The organism is Candidatus Omnitrophota bacterium, from assembly GCA_023819145.1.
In the GTDB taxonomy this organism is placed as follows: Bacteria; Omnitrophota; Gorgyraeia; order DTHP01; family DTHP01; genus JBFWKV01.
On sequence record JAMWCW010000002.1, the window covers coordinates 41,895 to 59,521 of the forward strand.

Sequence of the window (17,627 nt, forward strand, 5' to 3'; positions counted from 1 at the left end):
GAGAAAAATTTTTCCTGTAACCATTTTTTTGAACTGAGTTGTTATTATGCATTTCTGTATAGTCTATTTTTTTCTATATACTTTTCTACTGCACAAGGGACTAAATAACTGATTGTAATTTCTTTTTTAATTCTACTGCGAATCTCGGAAGAAGAGATTTCTATCTGAGGAATTTTTATTATTCTTGCCCAATGCGGTTTTTTATCTACGGGAAAGTTTGTTCGTTTAGCAATTATAATTTTTGACATCTCTATTATGGTCTTAAAGTTTTTCCAATGCGTTAATTCTCTTATTGCATCTGAACCCACGATGAGAAATATTTTGGTATAGCGGGGAAAAATTCTTCTAAATTTTTGGAGTGTTTTAAATGTATAAGAGATTTCTTTTTCTCTTAATTCAATATCGGAAACAGTAAAATGATTATTTCCCTTAATTGCCTCTTTTATCATCGCCAACCGATGTTGTGCTGAAATTAAACCTCTATAACTCTTGTGGGGAGGCAGATAACAGGGAACAAAAATAACTTTATTTAGGCCAAGAATTCTATACGCCTCCTCAGCAAGAATAAGATGCCCTAAATGAATAGGATTAAAAGTCCCCCCTAAAATACCGATTCTCAACATATATATATTTTCTATATCATTATGATGTAACTATAACAATAAAAGCTGAGCAATTTGACAGTTCAAAAATCAAGTGCGGATCTGCCCATTCCCAAGCACAACATATTTATAGGTAGTAAGTTCTCTCAAACCCATAGGGCCACGACAGTGAATTCTATTCGTAGAAATACCCATCTCCGCTCCCAATCCAAACTGATAACCATCGGTAAAACGCGTTGACGTGTTTACATAAACTGCCGCTGAATCAATCTCTTTTAAAAAACGCAGAGCATTTTTATCGTCTTCTGTAATAATAGCGTCGGAATGCTGTGTGCCATATTTAGAGATGTGAGCAATAGCCTCATCAATATTATTGACAATCTTTACTGAAAGAACTAAATCAAGCCACTCGGTATAGAAATCATTTTCATTAGCTGATTCTATATCTCTCAAAATTCTTTTGGTTTGATAACACCCTTTAATCTTTACACCTGCTTTCTTAAATTCAAGAGCTATTTGGGGTAAGAATTCTTTAGCGATTTTCTTATGCACAAGCATTGTTTCCATAGCATTGCATGTAGATGGTCTCTGTATCTTTGCATTTAAACAAACTTTTATTGCTATATTCAAATCTGCAAACTCATCTACAAAAATATGGCAAACTCCTTTATAGTGCTTAATAACAGGAATTTTTGACTTTTCCGTAACCTCTTTTATTAAACTCTCCCCTCCGCGGGGAATAATAAGGTCTATATACTCACTTAAACTTAAAAGAATTTCAACTGCTTTTCTATCGGTAGTATTAACAATTTGAATTGCTCCCTCTGGAATACCGCTTTTTTTGCTTATTTCCTGAAGTAATTTAAATATTGCTAAATTAGACCTCAGGGCTTCCGATCCCCCTCTTAAAATCACGCTATTACCAGACTTGAGACAAAGTCCGATACAATCAGAAGTAACATTCGGCCGTGATTCGTAAATAATACCAACCACACCAATAGGAACACGCATTTTGGCAATAATTAATCCATTAGGCCTTCTCCACATGTCTATAATCTCACCTACAGGGTCGGGAAGTTCTGCAATTTCTTCTAACGCATCAGCCATCTCCTTAATTCTTTTATCATTCAGTTTGAGTCTGTCAATAAAAGAAGAGGAAAGATTTCTTTTTTTAGCCAATTTTATATCTTTAAGATTCTCTTTTATAAGATAATCTGTGTTTTTTATTAGAGTATCTGCCATTTCTTTTAAGGCGGTATTCTTGACTTCCGTAGTAAGAATTGATAACCGTCCTACAGAAGATTTTGCTCGCTGAGCAACTTTTAAGACTTGTTCTTTTATAGACATAATTTATTTTTTTCTTACAATACTACTAAATTATCTCGATGAATTACTTCATTGTAATACTTATAACCCAAAACTTTTTCTATCTCCTGATTACTTAATCCTTTTATTTTATCCAAATCCACCTTTGCGTAATTTGTTATACCCTGCGCAATTTCTTTTTTCGTTTCTATATCAAAAATGCTCACTAAATCCGTATCGAAGAACTCTCCCTCCACTTTAACTATACCTGCGGGAAGAAGACTTTTTCCTTTTCCCAATATTGCCTCAACAGCCCCTTTATCAATGTAGATTCTCCCTTTTGGTTTTAAATTAAATAGTATCCACTGTTTTCTGCTTGCAAGTTTCTTCCCTTGAGGTAAAAATAATGTTCCAACATTTTCACCGCTTATAACCTTATCCAATATTCCCGGACGGTTACCATTAGCAAGTATACAGGGTATACCTGCCCGTGAACAAATCTTCACTGCTTCGAGTTTAGTAGACATACCACCCACACATAATTCTTTGCTTTTTGTCCCGCAGGCAAATTTTTCTAACTCAGGGGTGAATTCTTTGACTGTTGAAAGTAGATTATGTCCCATATAGAAGCCATCAACATCAGAAAGTATAATAAGGAGATTGGCTCCAATTAAACTGGCAACCAAAGCGGAAAGTCTGTCATTATCTCCAAACTTTATCTCCTCTACCGCCACGGTATCATTCTCATTTATAATAGGAATAATTTTTTTCTCTAACAGAGTATAAATTGTATTACGTGCATTTAAATAACGATTCCTTTCCCTCAAATCTTCCTGTGTTAATAATATCTGTGCCACTGTTCGATTATGTTTTTGAAAAGCATCTGCGTATAAATCCATTAAATATCTCTGTCCCACCGCAGCAGTCGCCTGGAGCTGGGGAAGATTTTTGGGCCTTGTCCTCAAACCTAAAACAGACATACCACTGCTTATAGCACCGGAAGAAACTAAACATACCTTTATTCCCTTATTTAGCAAAGTGCTAATATCTTCTACTATCCGTTCTATTTTGGCACGGTCAATAATGGCGTTGGTAGTTAAAACACTTGTACCGATTTTTATCACCATCTTTTTTAAACCCTGTATTATATTCTTACGCATATCTCAACTCAACATTTCTTTAACTGCTTTTAACAGTGATTCTATCCCTTCCCCAGTAAGAGCAGATACAGGATATATTTTTCTTTCTAATTTTTCTGAGAAATTTTTAAAATTAACAGCACTCCCCGGAATGTCTATTTTGTTCGCTATCACAAGTTGAGGCCTCTTACCCAATTCAAAATTGTATAAAGAAATTTCTCTATTTAAACTAAGATAATCTGTGTAAGCATCTCTACCGTGTGGTTGGGAAATATCTACCACGTGTAGTAAAATTTTTGTCCTTTCAATATGTCTCAAAAATTGATATCCTAATCCTTTACCTTTATGTGCACCATCGATTAAACCAGGCATATCTGCCGCCACAAAGGAAAAATCTTCACCCTCTATTTTCACACAACCTAAAACAGGTGCTTTGGTAGTAAAAGGGTAATCTGCCACTTTGGAACGAGAAGATGAAATGCGATTCAACAAAGTAGATTTGCCAACATTAGGGTAGCCAATAATTCCCACATCGGCAATTATTTTTAATTCCAAAATCAATCTCTTTTTTTCTCCCAATAATCCCGGGGTAGCGGGTTTTCTCAGACCATTGCCTTGGCCTCCTCTTCCACCTCGGGCTACCACCACCTCCTCACCAGAATAGGTAAGGTCACGAAGAATAAAACCTGTTTTAGCATCCTTAACTAAAGTTCCAATAGGAACTTTTATAATACAAGGCTTCCCATCTTCCCCTTTCTTACAATTTCCTCCCCCACCTCGACCATTCTCTGCCACAAAACGCTTCCGGTATTGTAAATCAATAAGTGTATGTATATTATTATCTGCAACGATGACTATATCTCCTCCTTTTCCGCCATCACCTCCATTTGGCTTTGGAAAACGATGGTAACGGCTACGAAAAAAACTCTTACATCCACTACCACCTTTTCCTGCTTCTACTTCTATTTCCACATAGTCAATAAAAATTGGCTTCATCACTTATCATATTCCCAAAACCATTATTCTTTTTTGGGAACGACACAAACTAAGTTTTCCTTTGGGAATTTTACTATACCATCTTTCTTAGCAAAAAGAGTATAGTCTTTTCCTTTACCTACATTTAAGCCTGGTTTGAAAACCGTTCCTCTCTGTCTAACCAGAATAGTTCCTGCAGATACATACTCTCCTGCATAATGTTTAACTCCTAACCTTTGACCAGGACTATCGCGGTCGTTCCTTCCTGCAGAAGTTCCTTTAGCCATTTACTCCTCACCCTCCTTTTCCGTTTTTCCTACGTTTATTTCCTTAATCCGCAAGTGTGTAATAATCTGTCTATGCCCAATTTTCTTACGATAATTTTTTCTCCTCCGATATTTAAAAATCACTACCTTTTTTGCTTTCTTCTCGCCTAAAACTTCACAAATTACCCTTGCTTTAGGAACAAAAGGCTTTCCTATTTCTATATTTTTATCATTTACCAATAGAAGCACATCTTTTAAAGTTACCTTCTTTCCCTTAACTGGCAACCTTTCTACCTTAATTTCCTGTCCTTCTCTAACTTTATACTGTTTACCTCCTATGGAAACAACTGCATACATTGTTTTCACCTCCCTCTATCAAATTTAATTATAGCGAGGATAGTATACCATAAAATTATTTTTCATACAATTATTATAATATCGCTAAACAGGATTAGTGATTAAACCCGAGGGAATCTTGGGATAGAAATATGTAGATTTGTGGGGCATACGCTCTTTTGCCAAAGCCACTTCTCTTACCTCCTGAGCGGAAGTCGGTCTCAGAAAGAAAGCCACCTTAAACTCTTTATTTTTTACCCTTAGAATCGCTTCTTCTACATTTTGTGTATAGTAAATGTTTTTAAAATCAGAATTTTTGATTTTTAAAATATGCTCTATAATAAGACTGTGAAAAATAGAAACATCGAGCTTCTTCCAAGCAAGGGATTTATTATCACGCACAATCATCTCTGGCTTTAGACTCTTTTTTAGAAGAAGTGTAAAAAACCTCCCACCCATATACATTCCAAACACATACGTTTTTTTATTGGATTTATCCAGTAAAGAAAAAAGGGAATCTTTTCTCGCCGGCTCAATATCAAAATATAAATCTAATTCATTTATTAAATTCTGAGGAACTTCCTTTATAAGACGATGGGTAGGAAGAATTTTTAATGCCTCGTTACCCATAGGGGTAAGATACATCATAACAAAATTATAATTCTCATTACCGGTATGCTGAGAATTTTTCTTTTGGCAGTATTTTTGATATAAAAGACTTACTTCATATCGATGGTGCCCATCGGCGATAAAAATATCTTTCTTAAGAAAATAATCTTCTATTTTTTCTATCAATGCTAAATTATCTATGCGCCATAAAGAATGTTTCACTCCAGAAAACTCAAATTGGATAAAAGGCTGTAAAGAGAAATAACTATTACTTATCCCTTCAATAAATCTATGATTATCTTCAAAAATAGAGAATATGGGGTTAAGATTTACCTTGACTGATTTAAGAAGTTTAAAACGGTCTCTTTTGGGAAACGGTGAGGTTTTTTCATGAAAAAAAATCTGACCTTCATTTGATAATTTAAATCTGCAGATAATCCCCCAGCGCACAAATTTCTTTCTTCTGTATATAAATTCTTGGGCTAAAAGATATAAAGAAGGAGTTTTGTCTTGAATTACTATTTTTTCTTTTTGCCATCTCTTAAAAAAAACATTGGCACGTGTGTAACGGTTGTTTTTGTAATTATCGTTAGAGAAAACTTTACCATAGTCAACGCGGATAATATTAAAGGGATGAGTTTTATAAAATTTATCTTGCTCTTGTTGAGAAATTACATCGTAAGGTGGACAGACTACTTTAGAAAAATCTTCTACCTTCTCCGGATTGTAAAAAATACCTCTAAAAGGTGAAATTATTGCCATCGCCTTGAATTACTCCAGAAAAGCAAACTTTAGAATAAAGAGCAGAGAAAGAAGATAAACAATCCAAGAAACTTCTTTCCCTTTACCCGTAAGTAATTTTATAGCTGAGAAGCTGATAAAACCAATGGCTAAACCATTGGCGATGCTGAAAGTTAAAGGCATAGTAATAATAACCAAAAAAGCAGGAATTGCTTCAGAATAATCTCGCCAATCTATTTTAGTTATAGAAAGAAACATCAAAGAACCAATGATAATCAAAGCAGGGGCGGTAACCGGATGAAGCACCATCCCCGGGCTTACTTCGTACCCTCCCCCAATCATACGGGCAAAAGGAGCAAAAAATAAAGAAATAATAAAAAATAAGCCAACGATAACACTGGTCAATCCTGAACGACCACCTTCGCTTATCCCCGAGACACTCTCAATGTAACTGGTTACAGTAGAAACTCCTACCAAAGAACCCAAAACAGTACCTAAGGCATCAACCATTAAACAACGTCCTGACTTGGGAAGTTTACTGTTCTTAATAAATCCCCCTATCTCCCCTATCCCGGCTAATGTACCCACAGTGTCGAAAATATCCATAAATAGAAAAGTAAAAATGATAGTTAAAAAACCAAGTTTTAAGGCACCAAAGATATCAAGTTTAAATAAAGTAGGAGAAAGTGAAGGTGGTAAGCTTACTAAGCCTTGGTATTTTACTATTCCCAAAGGAATTCCTAAAAGAGCGGTAAAAAAAATACCTAAAAAAATACTTCCTTTTATCTTTTTGGTTAAGAAAAAAGCGGTAAGCAAAATTCCAAAAAGTGAAAGAACGGTATGGGAATTGGTAATTTTACCCAAGGTTACAAATGTAGCGGGATGAGCAACAATAATTCCTCCATCCTTCAAGCCAACAAAAGCAATCAAAAGTCCAATACCACAGGCTACAGCGATGCGAATAGTCTGAGGAATGGCATCAAAAATTAACTGGCGTACGTGAGAAGCAGTAAGGATTACAAAAATCAAACCCTCCAAAAATACGCAACCCAAAGCAACTTGCCAAGGAATCCTCATTCCTATACATACCGTATAAGCAAAATAAGCATTGATACCCATCCCCGGAGCTAGGGCAATAGGATAATTGGTGTAAATTCCCATAAAAATAGTGGTTATTGCAGTTACTAAGCAAGTAGCTACCATTACCGCTCCGAAATCCATCCCAGCAGTAGAAAGTATAGCAGGATTAACGAAAATAATATAAGCCATGGTCATAAAAGTAGTAAGCCCGGCAACAATTTCTGTCCGCCAATTTGTTCCTAAGGATTTCAAATTAAAAAAATCACTTATTTTACCCATCAGAACCCTCCTTAAAAATCAGAAAAAAAGATACCATATTTGCATATAATTCTCAAGGAAAATTATTGTTAGCTTAACAAGCATATGCTATAATTTTTACAAGATGATTAACATTATAGTTATAAGCCTTATGATAGTGCTTATGCCTTCTTTTGCCTGGTCAGAAGAAAAGGACGTCTTTTATTTATCTTCTGGACAAGAAATTAACCCCGACGAAAAAATCTATCTTTATTCTTCTGAAGATGAAGACAAAACCTTTTCTTTACTTGAACTTATAAACAAAGAACCCCAAATAGATAAAGAAACCGAAAAAAAGATTTTAAGAGAAGAATGGAAAGATTTGTTACACGGATTAGACATCTTTTACCCTTACTTCAAAACAAAAGAAATAGAAGAATGGATAGGAGAAAAAATAAAAATCGATTTTTTAAATTTTAAAGGCAAACCCAAGTTAGAAGAAAACGAGATACTTTATATATTCAAGATGAAACTATAAACAGAGCACATATCAATATTTTACTTTAAGGAGAAAGAGCCCTCTAGCGGGAGCAGAAGGACCACAAAATTTACGTTCTTTTGTAGAGAAAATATTTTTTACATCTATGGGTGTTAACTTACCTTTCCCTACTTCTACAAGTGTTCCTACAATATTACGCACCATATTATAAAGAAATCCATCTGCCTCTATCTCAAAAATTAAAAAATCTCGGTATTTTTTAAAAGAAATTTTCTTCACAGTACGTACGAAATTTTGTGTTTTTCTCTTGGGGTCAGTGGTAGTAAAAGCTTTAAAATTATGTTTTCCTAAAAACAGACGAATCGTTCTGCGCATGGCATAATAATCTAATCTCTGTTTAATCAACCAGGAATAATTTCTGTAAAAAACCGAAGCGACATGACGATTTAGAATGATATAGCGATATACTTTTGATTTGGCAGAGAAACGAGCATGAAACTCTTTATCTACTTCTTTTACCTTCAAAACTCTTACATCTGAAGAAAGATGACTATTCAAGGCGTTCAAAATGTTTAAAGGCTTAAGATATGTATCGCATCTAAAATTTGCCACCTGTCCTAAAGCATGTACTCCACTATCTGTCCTTCCCGAACCAATTAATTTTATTCTCTTTCCAAAAATTTTCTCTAAAGCCCCTTCTATTTCTCCCTGTATAGTTTTAATCCTTCCGGATTTCAGATTTCGAATTTCGAATTTCCTATCCTGTATCTGCCATCCTTGATAATTAGTTCCGTCGTATTCAATAATTAATTGAAAGTTGCGCATTTTAAATATTATTTAGATTATGATGGGTGTTTTAAAAAATATATTAGGCTAATTTATGAGAAAGTCTTTTATGTTTCAATAGAGAAATAAAAAGAAGAGGAATAAAAACTATAAAAATAACAATAACTCCGCTTATCTCATAGTATAAAACCCTTGACTCTAAAAGAGGAACACTTACCAGTATTGCATCAATAGCATAGTGCATGATAATTACAGTCTCTAAACCAAATTTTAGAAAAAGGTAACCTAAAATTATACCCACAATAGTTAATTCAATACCCCTTACATAAGGAGGAAAAATTTCATAGGTAGAGTGGGCGAATGCCCAGATAACCGCTGGGATTAAAATTGCGATAAAATCTTTTTTAAAATACTTCTTAAAAAGAGAAATAGCAAACAGACGAAACATGAACTCTTCAGAAATTGCTGCACTCACTCCCACCGTAAAAGGGTTAAGAAAAGGGAAATATGTCCCTAACATATTAGAATAACGCGCGCCCATCGGCATCCATACTCCAAAATATTTTATACCCAAATAGTAAAATAGGGTGACAAAACCCAAAAAGAAAAATGCCATAAGATAACCTATAAAAATACTCTTTCTATGAGCAGAAGAAAAAGAATTATTTCTCCAAGCTGTGAAAAAGGGAAGTCTATCAATGGGCATCTCTAAAGAAAGCGAATGGCCCACTGAACCAAAGAGAAAGACCATTAAAGAAAAAAGAAGGGTGGCAATAACTGTGGAGAGAAAATTTATATTAAAGTATATAACTTTACTCATAGTAGTATCATAACTTGCCCATAAAAGAGGAATGGAATTAAAAAACTCAAAAACGTAACATAGTCCCACTAAGATTGCAGCGTATAAAGAAAATTGCCAATAAAACTTGTTTCTTTTCAAAAGCTTAAAGAGATTTATAAAACAAACTAGATAGATAAATATAGTAAAAAGAGAGCTAAATAAACCCAAGATATAACCATAGGAACGTTTCTTCTGATAATCCCGCATAAATTTCTCGGGCACTTTAAAATAACGCCAATAACCTCCTGCTCTATCTCCTAAAATATTTACATACACCCTTAAGGTAGCATCTCCAATTTGAAACTCTTTTTTTTCCCATTCAAAAGAATGGTCGGTGCGATTTTTTTGTTTCTGTTGCGATGTATCTACCGCTTTCCATTCTTCGAGATCAAATCCTATTTTTTTAAGGAAGGCTTCGGCAATAGGACGCGCTTCTTCCGAAGTTAGATTGGTTCCTTCTGTTTCATCAAGTATTCTATGCCGATAGTGGGCAATTTTACCAGTAGCGGGGTCTATTCCTACCGAAAACTCTTCTTTTTCTAGTTCGCGAAACCAACGTACTGACCATACCCAGAGAAAATTATCTTGCCGAATAAGCTCGTTAGTTCCCTTCACGCCTAAAACACTCTGAAGATAAAGTGCTTGGTCATTTTGTCTATAGAAAATTGCTGTAGGAGTAAAATTTTCTAAGTTGAAGCCTAGACTAAGAAGATAGTCGCGGGAAAGGGCAATTGCTTTATCACGGGATATTTTTAATTCAACTGCTGCTATAGGATAAGTATGATTGTAAAGAAAAATAAAAGTAATCAGTCCAACTACACCTAAAATAGCAAAGAATAATGTTTTTTTCATTCTTTAATCCTAAAGATCCTCATAAAGCAAAAGAATACAAATAAAATTATTATTCCCCAGGAAAAACCTAAAAAAATCCATCCCCCGATATTCATTGTACTACCTTCCTTCTTTTCCAAGCAATCTTTACCAAAATCGCTAAAGTTACAATAATGATAATTAATAAAATTCGCATACTTAAGATATAAATTCTATTTGTAGGAGGGATATTGCGTAAGAAAATCGTGTCCCTCCCGTCTTTTCCTAAAATCCATGAAAAAAGAATAGCAATTAGTATAGAAGGTGTAATGTATTTTATGATAAATTTATAAAAACCAGGGATATTGATATCTGCTCCGTGATGTATTTCTGTCCAAGCACGTTCCATACCGAAAACCCAAGCAAAAAGAATGGTTTCTATCGTCCCAAAAAGAACTAGGCAAAATGTCCCTCCCCAAAAATCAAGGTCATTGAGCACACCTCGTGAAAGGAAGAAAATTGATGGCTGGCAAAGAATAAAGGTTATAAAAGCAAAAATCTTTACCGCTTTCCGGCGTTCGATATCAAACTCATCTTCTAAAAAAGCGATAGCCGGTTGGGCTAAAGAAACAGAAGAAGTTAAACCTGCCAAGAATAAAAGGAAAAACCAGAGAAAGCTGAAAAACCTTGAAAAAGCAATCTTTTGAAGAACCATAGGCATGGTAATAAACCCTAAATCAAAACTTCCTGCGTTTGCAATATTTTTAATCTCTACAGGACCAAAAAAAACAAATGCCGCAGGAATTACAACGCTGGCTCCTAAGATAACTTCGGCAAATTCATTAGTAACTGCGGAAGTAAGTCCAGAAAGAGCGACATCGTCGTTCTTAGATAAATAACTGGCGTAGGTAAGAATTACCCCAATTCCCACACTTAAAGTAAAAAAAATCTGTCCTGCTGCTGCCAGCCATACACGAGGAGAACGTAGAGCGGAAAAATCAGGATTCCATAAAAAACCTAACCCATTTCTAACATTCCAATCTGGACGTAAAGGATCCGGAGCACCTAAAGAAAGAACTCTTACAGCTAATAAAATGGCACAGCAAAAAAGCAAGGGCATCGCAATTTTAGAGAGACGTTCTATTCCACCAGAAACACCATAGTAAACTACCAAAATGTTTAAGAAAAATGTTATTGTAAAAAATAAATAAGCCCACCCCAAACCTGAAAAAAACTGATTTTTAACTAATCCCTGATATCCACCAAGAAAATCACGCATTTCCTGAGAAGAACCTAAATTTGCGTATTTACCCGTCAAAGCAAAAAAGCTGTACCCAAGAGTCCAAGATTCAATATAGGTATAATAAATAAAAATCACCAGAGGTCCAAAAATCCCAATTATACCAAAATATTTAATAAAACGATTCTTCTCCCAGAGACTATGGAATATTCCCGGTGCAGTTCCATGTCCAAAGCCTCCTCCGTAACGACCAATTGTCCATTCAATCCACATTAAAGGAATGCCAAAGAGAAAGAGCGAGATAAAATAGGGAATCATAAACGCCCCCCCTCCATTTGCGGTGGCTTGTACTGGAAAACGCAAAAAGTTCCCTAACCCCACCGCACTACCTGCTACTGCTAAGATTACTCCTAAACGTGTCCTCCAAGTATCCCGCTGTTTTGTTTTTATCATCTGGTAATTATTAATTTAAGAATCAAGACAGAAAGACAAAAATCATAAAGAAAGTTTCAAAATTCTAAAAAATTTTAAATTTTGCACTATCATTCTGAAATTTGATTTTTAATATTTGATTTTCCTATAACTAATTCGGCAATTTGCACTGCGTTTAAGGCTGCTCCTTTCCGCAGATTATCGGAAACGCACCAGAAGGACATTGCATTTTTCTTAAAAATATCTTGACGAATTCTTCCAATATAAACTGGGTCTTTACCTGAAGCATTTATAGGTAAAGGATAAGTTCTTCTTTTGGTATCATCAGAAGGAGCATTTTTATCTAAATCATCTACAAGCTCTATACCCCCAGCATTTACAAGAGTTTCTTTTATTTTATCGATTGAAATTTCTTTTTCTGTTTCTAAATATATAGATTCTGAATGGACATTAAATACAGGAACACGCACGCATGTCGCATTTATCTCAATTTTATCATCATGCATTATCTTATGTGTTTCACGCACCATTTTCCATTCCTCTGTAGTATAGTCAAACGATTCGAACTTACCTATCTGAGGTATAAGATTAAAGGCGATAGGATAAGGAAAAGTTAAGGGTTCTTTCATCTTCTCTTTAAACCAATCTTTTTGCATTTTCTCCCAAGAACTTAAATTGTCCGTTCTGGAGAATATTTCTTTTGATTGAACAAATAATTCTTCTTGCGATTTCCTTCCTGCACCCGACACTGCCTGAAAAGTAGTAACCACTACTCTTCTAATCTTTGAAATACGATAAATAGGAGCAATGGCCGCTACCAATTGTATGGTGGAGCAATTGGGATTGGAAATTATTCCTTTATTCCATTTTACATCTTCAGGATTAACCTCTGGCACAACCAGGGGAACTTCTGGTTTCATACGGAAATCGGCTCCATTATCAATGACTACTGCGCCGTTCTTAATGGCTTCAGCAGCATAGGAAACCGCTGCCCCTTTCTCTCCTTCGGTACCGGCAAAAAGAGCAATATCGCATCCTTTAAACTCCTCTGGCTTTATCTCTTTAACCGAATATTTCTCACCATCCACAAAGATATCTCTTGAGCTACGTGCTAATACCTTCAACTCTTTTATGGGAAAACGACGCTGTTTAAGAACCTTAAGCATCTCTACCCCTACCGCACCTACTCCTACTAGCACTACATTGTATTCTTTTGCCATCTATCTTTTACACCTCCTATTTATCCGCCTAATACTAACTATCTAAATACTCTACTACCAAATCTCCCACCTCTTGTGTAGAATAACCCATCTTGCCTGCAGAAAGACTTTTTAATTTTTTAGAAACTACCTCAATCACAGATTTCTCTACTAATTTAGCCGCTTCTTCTTCACCAACACCTTCAAGTAACATAGAGAGCGCACAAATTGCTGCTAAGGGATTAATAACATTTTTTCCCGTATATTTAGGAGCTGAACCTCCAATTGGTTCAAACATAGAAATGCCTTTTGGATTGATATTCCCTCCAGCAGCAATTCCTAAACCTCCTTGAATAATTGCTCCTAAATCCGTAATGATGTCTCCGAACATATTATCTGTAACAATAACATCAAACCATTCGGGATTTTTCACCATCCACATACAAGTAGCATCAACATGGGCATAATCAGTAGATACATCTGGATATTCCTTTGCCAATTCTTGAAAAACCCTCCACCATAAATCAGATGCATAATTCAAGACATTGGTTTTGGCGCAAAGAGTAAGTTTTCTTTTCTTATTTCTCTTTCTTGTATACTCGAAAGCATATCTGATACAACGTTCTACTCCTTTATAAGTATTTCTGCTTATCTGTAGCGCAATTTCATCTTTAGTCCCTCTATTTATAAACTCACCTTCTCCTACATAAAACCCTTCGGTATTCTCTCTGATAACCACAAAATCTATTTCTTCAGGGCCTTTATCTTTCAGGGGAGTTTCCACTCCCGGATAAAGTTTCACCGGACGAAGATTTATATACTGGTCTAGCTCAAATCTCAATTTTAAAAGAATTCCTCTCTCTAAAATACCCGGTTTAACTTCGGGATGTCCAATCGCTCCTAAATAAATGACATCGTGTTTTTTAATATCTTCAAAAACATCTGGGGGAAAAACCTCTCCGGTTCTCAAATATCTTTCTCCTCCTAAATCAAAAATCTTTGTCCGGTATTGAAAACCAGTAATTTTTGAAACCGCTTCTAAAACTTTAAGTCCTTCACGAATCACTTCAGGACCTGTACCATCTCCTGGAATTACTGCAATTTTATGCATAATTTATCACCTCGTTATACTTATTAATGTGTAATTATTTTACTAAAAGAAATTGCAACGAACTTAACGAATAAAACGGATTTTAATATAGTTCAATAACCCTCCCTGATTTATTAAATCCTGCAAAAATTCAGGAAAAGGTTGTATTTTATAGACTTTATATTGAGTTAGGTTTCTAATTTCCCCTTCCTTTAAATCCACTTCCAGTAAATCTTGCTCTTTTATCTCTTCTGCTTCTTTACACTCCACGATCGGTAAGCCAATATTTATGGCATTGCGGAAGAAAATTCTTGCAAAACTCAATGCAATTACGCAAGAAATTCCTGCTCCTTTGATAGCCAAGGGAGCATGCTCCCTTGAAGAACCGCAACCAAAGTTCTTACCCGCTACAATAATATCGCCGTTTTCTATACCCTGTGAAAAGCCTGGTCTCAAATCAGCAAAAAGATTTCTCCCCAATATTTCCGCTTCGGTAGTAACAAGAAATTTGGCAGGGATAATTAAATCTGTATTAATATCATCTCCGAAAAGCCATGCCTTCCCTTTAATTACCATCTCAAATCACTTCCTCAGGATGAGCAATCCTTCCTTTAATAGCGGAAGCAGTAGCTACGCTGGGACTAGCAAGATAAACTTCTGAATCCGGATGTCCCATCCTCCCTTTAAAATTACGATTTGTGGTAGAAATGCAACGCTCTCCTTTATCTAAAATTCCCATATGCCCACCTAAACATGGTCCGCAAGTGGGAGTAGAGAAAACTGCTCCTGCTTTAACAAAAATCTCAACCAATCCTTCCTTCAATGCCTCTAAATAAATTCTTTGTGTTGCAGGAATGACAATCATTCTCACCTGAGGATAGACCTTCTTACCTTTAAGTATTTTTGCGGAAATTCTCAAATCAGAAATTCTCCCATTAGTACAAGAACCTACCACCACTTGATTAATCTTTATTTTCCTCAACTCAGAAACAGGTTTTACATTAGAAGGAAGATCGGGACAAGCAACTACTGGTTCTTTCCACTTTCGCACATCGTATTCCTTAACCTCAATATATTTTGCATCCTTATCGGATTTTAAGCTTTTGTTTTGAATTTTGAGTTTTGAATTCTTAGTTTTGAGATATTTTACCGTTATTTCATCTGGTTCAATAATACCTGATTTGCCTCCTGCTTCAATTGCCATATTACACATCGTGAAGCGTCCATCCATATCAAGTTTTCTTATTGTTTCACCTGTAAATTCCATTGCTTTATATAAAGCGCCATCTACGCCAATATCTCCGATGGTATATAAAATAATATCCTTACCTGTCAACCATTTATTTAATTTTCCATAATATATAAATTTCATCGATTCAGGAACCTTAAACCAAACCTTCCCTATAGCCATTGCTCCTGCTAAATCAGTAGAACCCACTCCCGTAGCAAAAGCTCCTAATGCACCATAGGTACAGGTATGAGAATCTGCCCCAATAACTAAATCTCCTGGTTTTATTAAACCTAACTCCGGAAGCAGAGCATGTTCTATACCCATTCTTCCTACTTCGTAATAATGCTTTATCTTTTGTTTTTTAGCAAAAACCGCCAGAACCTTTGCTTGTTTTGCAGAAGCAAGGTCTTTAGCCGGTGTAAAATGGTCAGGGATAAGGGCAATTCTATCACGGTCAAAAACCTTTGCTATCCCCTTCTCCTCCAATTCCTTAATTGCTAAGGGAGCAGTAATATCATTACCCAAAGCAAAATCCACCTTTGCAAAAATAAATTTTCCCGGGTAAATTTCTTTCTCTCGGGTATGTGCTAAAAGTATCTTTTCAGTAATAGTCATTCCCATCTTACTAATTAAACCCTATCCCCCCATAATTTCTTACTTACGAATCACAGATTACCAATAGCGAATTACGGTTATTATATTCAAATTTTTTTAATAAGTGCAACTTCCTGGCAATCAGGAAATTTTGCACAATTTATGCATTCTCCCCATATTTTCTGAGGTAACTGCGCTTTATCAATCTTTCTAAAATCTAATTTTTCAAAAAACTCGGGTATATAAGTCAAAACAAAAAGCTGTCTAATACCCAAAGCTTTGGCTTCTTTAATCGCTTCCTTTACCAGGCTCGATCCAATTCCTTTATGTTGTACGGATTCTTCTACCGCCAGCGACTTTATCTCTGCCAAATCCTCCCATGAAATATGTAAAGCACAGGTTCCTAAAATTTTCTCTCTTTCTTCATAAACAAAATAATCACGGATATTATCGTATAATTCATTAAGGGAACGGTAAAGCATTAAACCGCGTTCAGCATACAGATTAATCAATTTTTGAATCTCCTTAACCTCATCAATCTTTGCCTTTCGTATCATATTAACTTCCTTTTTTAAGAATTAACCTGGATTAATCTTTGTAGATGGAGTAAAATGTTACCATAATCTTCTCTTATTTACAATAATATTATTAGTTTAGTCAAAAAGACAACAGGAAACCCAATGGCCAGGAGAAACCTCTTTTAATACATACTCCTTCTCTTCGCAAACAGACTTTCTTTCTCTACACCGCGGTAAGAAACTACATAATCTATCTTTACCGTTTGAATCTTTCCCTGTTATCTTTAAGGTAGAAACGGGTAACTTTTTTTTACCTAAAGTAGGAATCGCAGAAAGAAGAAGTTTTGTATAGGGATGGAGAGAATTTCTAAAAATCTCCTCAGAATTAGCCTTTTCTAAAATTTTTCCTCGATAAATAACACATACTTCATCACTTACGTGACGAATGACCCTTAAATCATGAGCAATAAAAATATAACTCAAATTTAATTTCTCTTGTAAATCTATTAGAAGATTGATAATCTGTGCCTGTATCGATAAATCCAAGGAAGAAACTGGCTCATCCAGAATAACTAACTCTGTTTCCCCTGCCAAAGCGCGGGCAATGCTTATCCTTTGTCGTTGTCCGCCGCTAAACTCATGAGGAAATCTTTCTAAAGCATCTTTGGATAATCCCACAAGTTCTAAAAGCTCTACTACTCTTGTCTTTTTCTCATACTTAGTCTTTTTCGACAATTCCATCCCTTCTAAAACAATCTTCTCTACTGTAAAACGGGGATCGAGGGAAGAAAACGGGTCTTGAAAAACAATAGAAATAAATCCTAATAATGCCCTAAACTCCTTCTCAGAAAGACAAGATACTTCTTTCCCTTTTAAGAAAATCTCCCCTGCATCAGGTTGGATAATTCTTACCAACATTTTTGCCAAAGTAGATTTTCCCGATCCGCTCTCTCCCACTATTCCCAAAGTTTTCCCTTTATCCAGAGAAAAACTTACTCCATCAACTGCCTTTACATATCCCACAGTTTTATAAAAAAGCCCTTTTTTAATCGGAAAATATTTCTTTAAATCCCTAACTTCTAAAATATTCATCTGTG

At 35.3% G+C, this 17,627-nt stretch carries 18 protein-coding genes; 1 reads left to right on the forward strand and 17 read right to left on the reverse strand.

Annotated features, from left to right (window positions below; translation table 11 throughout):
- Nucleotides 1-44: 44 nt before the first annotated feature.
- The 8 genes from nadD to NC818_01200 all read right to left on the reverse strand — a co-directional run bounded on the left by nadD (nt 45) and on the right by NC818_01200 (nt 7,332).
- A complete protein-coding gene (gene nadD, locus NC818_01165) occupies nt 45-623 on the reverse strand; it encodes a nicotinate-nucleotide adenylyltransferase (GenBank protein ID MCM8783378.1) in 579 nt (192 codons plus the stop codon).
- Between the two features lie 69 nt (nt 624-692).
- Entirely contained in the window at nt 693-1,949 is a 1,257-nt protein-coding gene (locus NC818_01170; GenBank protein ID MCM8783379.1) for a glutamate-5-semialdehyde dehydrogenase, read from the reverse strand.
- Nucleotides 1,950-1,963: 14 nt separating this feature from the next.
- Nucleotides 1,964-3,067 carry a glutamate 5-kinase gene (gene proB, locus NC818_01175; protein MCM8783380.1) on the reverse strand — a complete coding sequence of 368 codons (1,104 nt, stop codon included), beginning with the start codon at nt 3,065-3,067 and terminating at the stop codon, nt 1,964-1,966.
- A gap of 3 nt (nt 3,068-3,070) precedes the next feature.
- Nucleotides 3,071-4,042 carry a GTPase ObgE gene (gene obgE / locus NC818_01180; protein MCM8783381.1) on the reverse strand — a complete coding sequence of 324 codons (972 nt, stop codon included), beginning with the start codon at nt 4,040-4,042 and terminating at the stop codon, nt 3,071-3,073.
- 23 nt (nt 4,043-4,065) lie between these two features.
- The gene (gene rpmA / locus NC818_01185) at nt 4,066-4,308 is read right to left on the reverse strand and encodes a 50S ribosomal protein L27 (GenBank protein ID MCM8783382.1); all 243 of its coding nucleotides are present in this window, start codon (nt 4,306-4,308) and stop codon (nt 4,066-4,068) included.
- On the reverse strand, nt 4,309-4,644 hold the full coding sequence (gene rplU, locus NC818_01190; GenBank protein MCM8783383.1) for a 50S ribosomal protein L21: 336 nt from the start codon (nt 4,642-4,644) through the stop codon (nt 4,309-4,311). It abuts the gene before it with no gap.
- Between the two features lie 84 nt (nt 4,645-4,728).
- Nucleotides 4,729-5,994: a DUF1015 domain-containing protein gene (locus NC818_01195; protein MCM8783384.1), complete on the reverse strand. Its 1,266-nt coding sequence runs from the start codon at nt 5,992-5,994 to the stop codon at nt 4,729-4,731.
- Between the two features lie 9 nt (nt 5,995-6,003).
- Nucleotides 6,004-7,332, reverse strand: coding sequence for an NCS2 family permease (locus tag NC818_01200; protein MCM8783385.1), 1,329 nt, complete (start codon nt 7,330-7,332; stop codon nt 6,004-6,006).
- Between the two features lie 103 nt (nt 7,333-7,435).
- On the opposite strand from NC818_01200, the gene NC818_01205 reads away from it, so the two are divergent.
- On the forward strand, nt 7,436-7,828 hold the full coding sequence (locus tag NC818_01205) for a hypothetical protein (GenBank protein MCM8783386.1): 393 nt from the start codon (nt 7,436-7,438) through the stop codon (nt 7,826-7,828).
- 12 nt (nt 7,829-7,840) lie between these two features.
- Here NC818_01205 and truA read toward each other — a convergent pair whose 3' ends face one another.
- The 9 genes from truA to NC818_01250 all read right to left on the reverse strand — a co-directional run bounded on the left by truA (nt 7,841) and on the right by NC818_01250 (nt 17,622).
- On the reverse strand, nt 7,841-8,614 hold the full coding sequence (gene truA / locus NC818_01210) for a tRNA pseudouridine(38-40) synthase TruA (GenBank protein MCM8783387.1): 774 nt from the start codon (nt 8,612-8,614) through the stop codon (nt 7,841-7,843).
- 43 nt (nt 8,615-8,657) lie between these two features.
- Entirely contained in the window at nt 8,658-10,268 is a 1,611-nt protein-coding gene (locus NC818_01215; protein MCM8783388.1) for a CPBP family intramembrane metalloprotease, read from the reverse strand.
- 91 nt (nt 10,269-10,359) lie between these two features.
- Nucleotides 10,360-11,919 carry a sodium-dependent transporter gene (locus NC818_01220; protein ID MCM8783389.1) on the reverse strand — a complete coding sequence of 520 codons (1,560 nt, stop codon included), beginning with the start codon at nt 11,917-11,919 and terminating at the stop codon, nt 10,360-10,362.
- An 89-nt stretch (nt 11,920-12,008) separates the two neighbouring features.
- Nucleotides 12,009-13,118 (reverse strand): aspartate-semialdehyde dehydrogenase, encoded by a 1,110-nt coding sequence (locus tag NC818_01225; protein MCM8783390.1) that lies wholly within the window; start codon nt 13,116-13,118, stop codon nt 12,009-12,011.
- Nucleotides 13,119-13,152: 34 nt separating this feature from the next.
- On the reverse strand, nt 13,153-14,208 hold the full coding sequence (locus NC818_01230) for a 3-isopropylmalate dehydrogenase (protein ID MCM8783391.1): 1,056 nt from the start codon (nt 14,206-14,208) through the stop codon (nt 13,153-13,155).
- Nucleotides 14,209-14,271: 63 nt separating this feature from the next.
- Entirely contained in the window at nt 14,272-14,763 is a 492-nt protein-coding gene (locus NC818_01235; protein ID MCM8783392.1) for a 3-isopropylmalate dehydratase small subunit, read from the reverse strand.
- A gap of 1 nt (nt 14,764) precedes the next feature.
- Nucleotides 14,765-16,039 carry a 3-isopropylmalate dehydratase large subunit gene (gene leuC / locus NC818_01240; protein ID MCM8783393.1) on the reverse strand — a complete coding sequence of 425 codons (1,275 nt, stop codon included), beginning with the start codon at nt 16,037-16,039 and terminating at the stop codon, nt 14,765-14,767.
- Nucleotides 16,040-16,119: 80 nt separating this feature from the next.
- Entirely contained in the window at nt 16,120-16,569 is a 450-nt protein-coding gene (locus NC818_01245) for an N-acetyltransferase (protein ID MCM8783394.1), read from the reverse strand.
- A 96-nt stretch (nt 16,570-16,665) separates the two neighbouring features.
- Nucleotides 16,666-17,622 carry an ATP-binding cassette domain-containing protein gene (locus tag NC818_01250; GenBank protein ID MCM8783395.1) on the reverse strand — a complete coding sequence of 319 codons (957 nt, stop codon included), beginning with the start codon at nt 17,620-17,622 and terminating at the stop codon, nt 16,666-16,668.
- Nucleotides 17,623-17,627: the final 5 nt, after the last annotated feature.

Bases quoted from the DNA above. Each gene is read 5' to 3' on its own strand.
- nadD (MCM8783378.1), bottom strand. From the start codon at position 623: ATGTTGAGAATCGGTATTTTAGGGGGGACTTTTAATCCTATTCATTTA.
- NC818_01170 (MCM8783379.1), bottom strand. From the start codon at position 1,949: ATGTCTATAAAAGAACAAGTCTTAAAAGTTGCTCAGCGAGCAAAATCT.
- proB (MCM8783380.1), bottom strand. From the start codon at position 3,067: ATGCGTAAGAATATAATACAGGGTTTAAAAAAGATGGTGATAAAAATC.
- obgE (MCM8783381.1), bottom strand. From the start codon at position 4,042: ATGAAGCCAATTTTTATTGACTATGTGGAAATAGAAGTAGAAGCAGGA.
- rpmA (MCM8783382.1), bottom strand. From the start codon at position 4,308: ATGGCTAAAGGAACTTCTGCAGGAAGGAACGACCGCGATAGTCCTGGT.
- rplU (MCM8783383.1), bottom strand. From the start codon at position 4,644: ATGTATGCAGTTGTTTCCATAGGAGGTAAACAGTATAAAGTTAGAGAA.
- NC818_01195 (MCM8783384.1), bottom strand. From the start codon at position 5,994: ATGGCAATAATTTCACCTTTTAGAGGTATTTTTTACAATCCGGAGAAG.
- NC818_01200 (MCM8783385.1), bottom strand. From the start codon at position 7,332: ATGGGTAAAATAAGTGATTTTTTTAATTTGAAATCCTTAGGAACAAAT.
- NC818_01205 (MCM8783386.1), top strand. From the start codon at position 7,436: ATGATTAACATTATAGTTATAAGCCTTATGATAGTGCTTATGCCTTCT.
- truA (MCM8783387.1), bottom strand. From the start codon at position 8,614: ATGCGCAACTTTCAATTAATTATTGAATACGACGGAACTAATTATCAA.
- NC818_01215 (MCM8783388.1), bottom strand. From the start codon at position 10,268: ATGAAAAAAACATTATTCTTTGCTATTTTAGGTGTAGTTGGACTGATT.
- NC818_01220 (MCM8783389.1), bottom strand. From the start codon at position 11,919: ATGATAAAAACAAAACAGCGGGATACTTGGAGGACACGTTTAGGAGTA.
- NC818_01225 (MCM8783390.1), bottom strand. From the start codon at position 13,118: ATGGCAAAAGAATACAATGTAGTGCTAGTAGGAGTAGGTGCGGTAGGG.
- NC818_01230 (MCM8783391.1), bottom strand. From the start codon at position 14,208: ATGCATAAAATTGCAGTAATTCCAGGAGATGGTACAGGTCCTGAAGTG.
- NC818_01235 (MCM8783392.1), bottom strand. From the start codon at position 14,763: ATGGTAATTAAAGGGAAGGCATGGCTTTTCGGAGATGATATTAATACA.
- leuC (MCM8783393.1), bottom strand. From the start codon at position 16,039: ATGGGAATGACTATTACTGAAAAGATACTTTTAGCACATACCCGAGAG.
- NC818_01245 (MCM8783394.1), bottom strand. From the start codon at position 16,569: ATGATACGAAAGGCAAAGATTGATGAGGTTAAGGAGATTCAAAAATTG.
- NC818_01250 (MCM8783395.1), bottom strand. From the start codon at position 17,622: ATGAATATTTTAGAAGTTAGGGATTTAAAGAAATATTTTCCGATTAAA.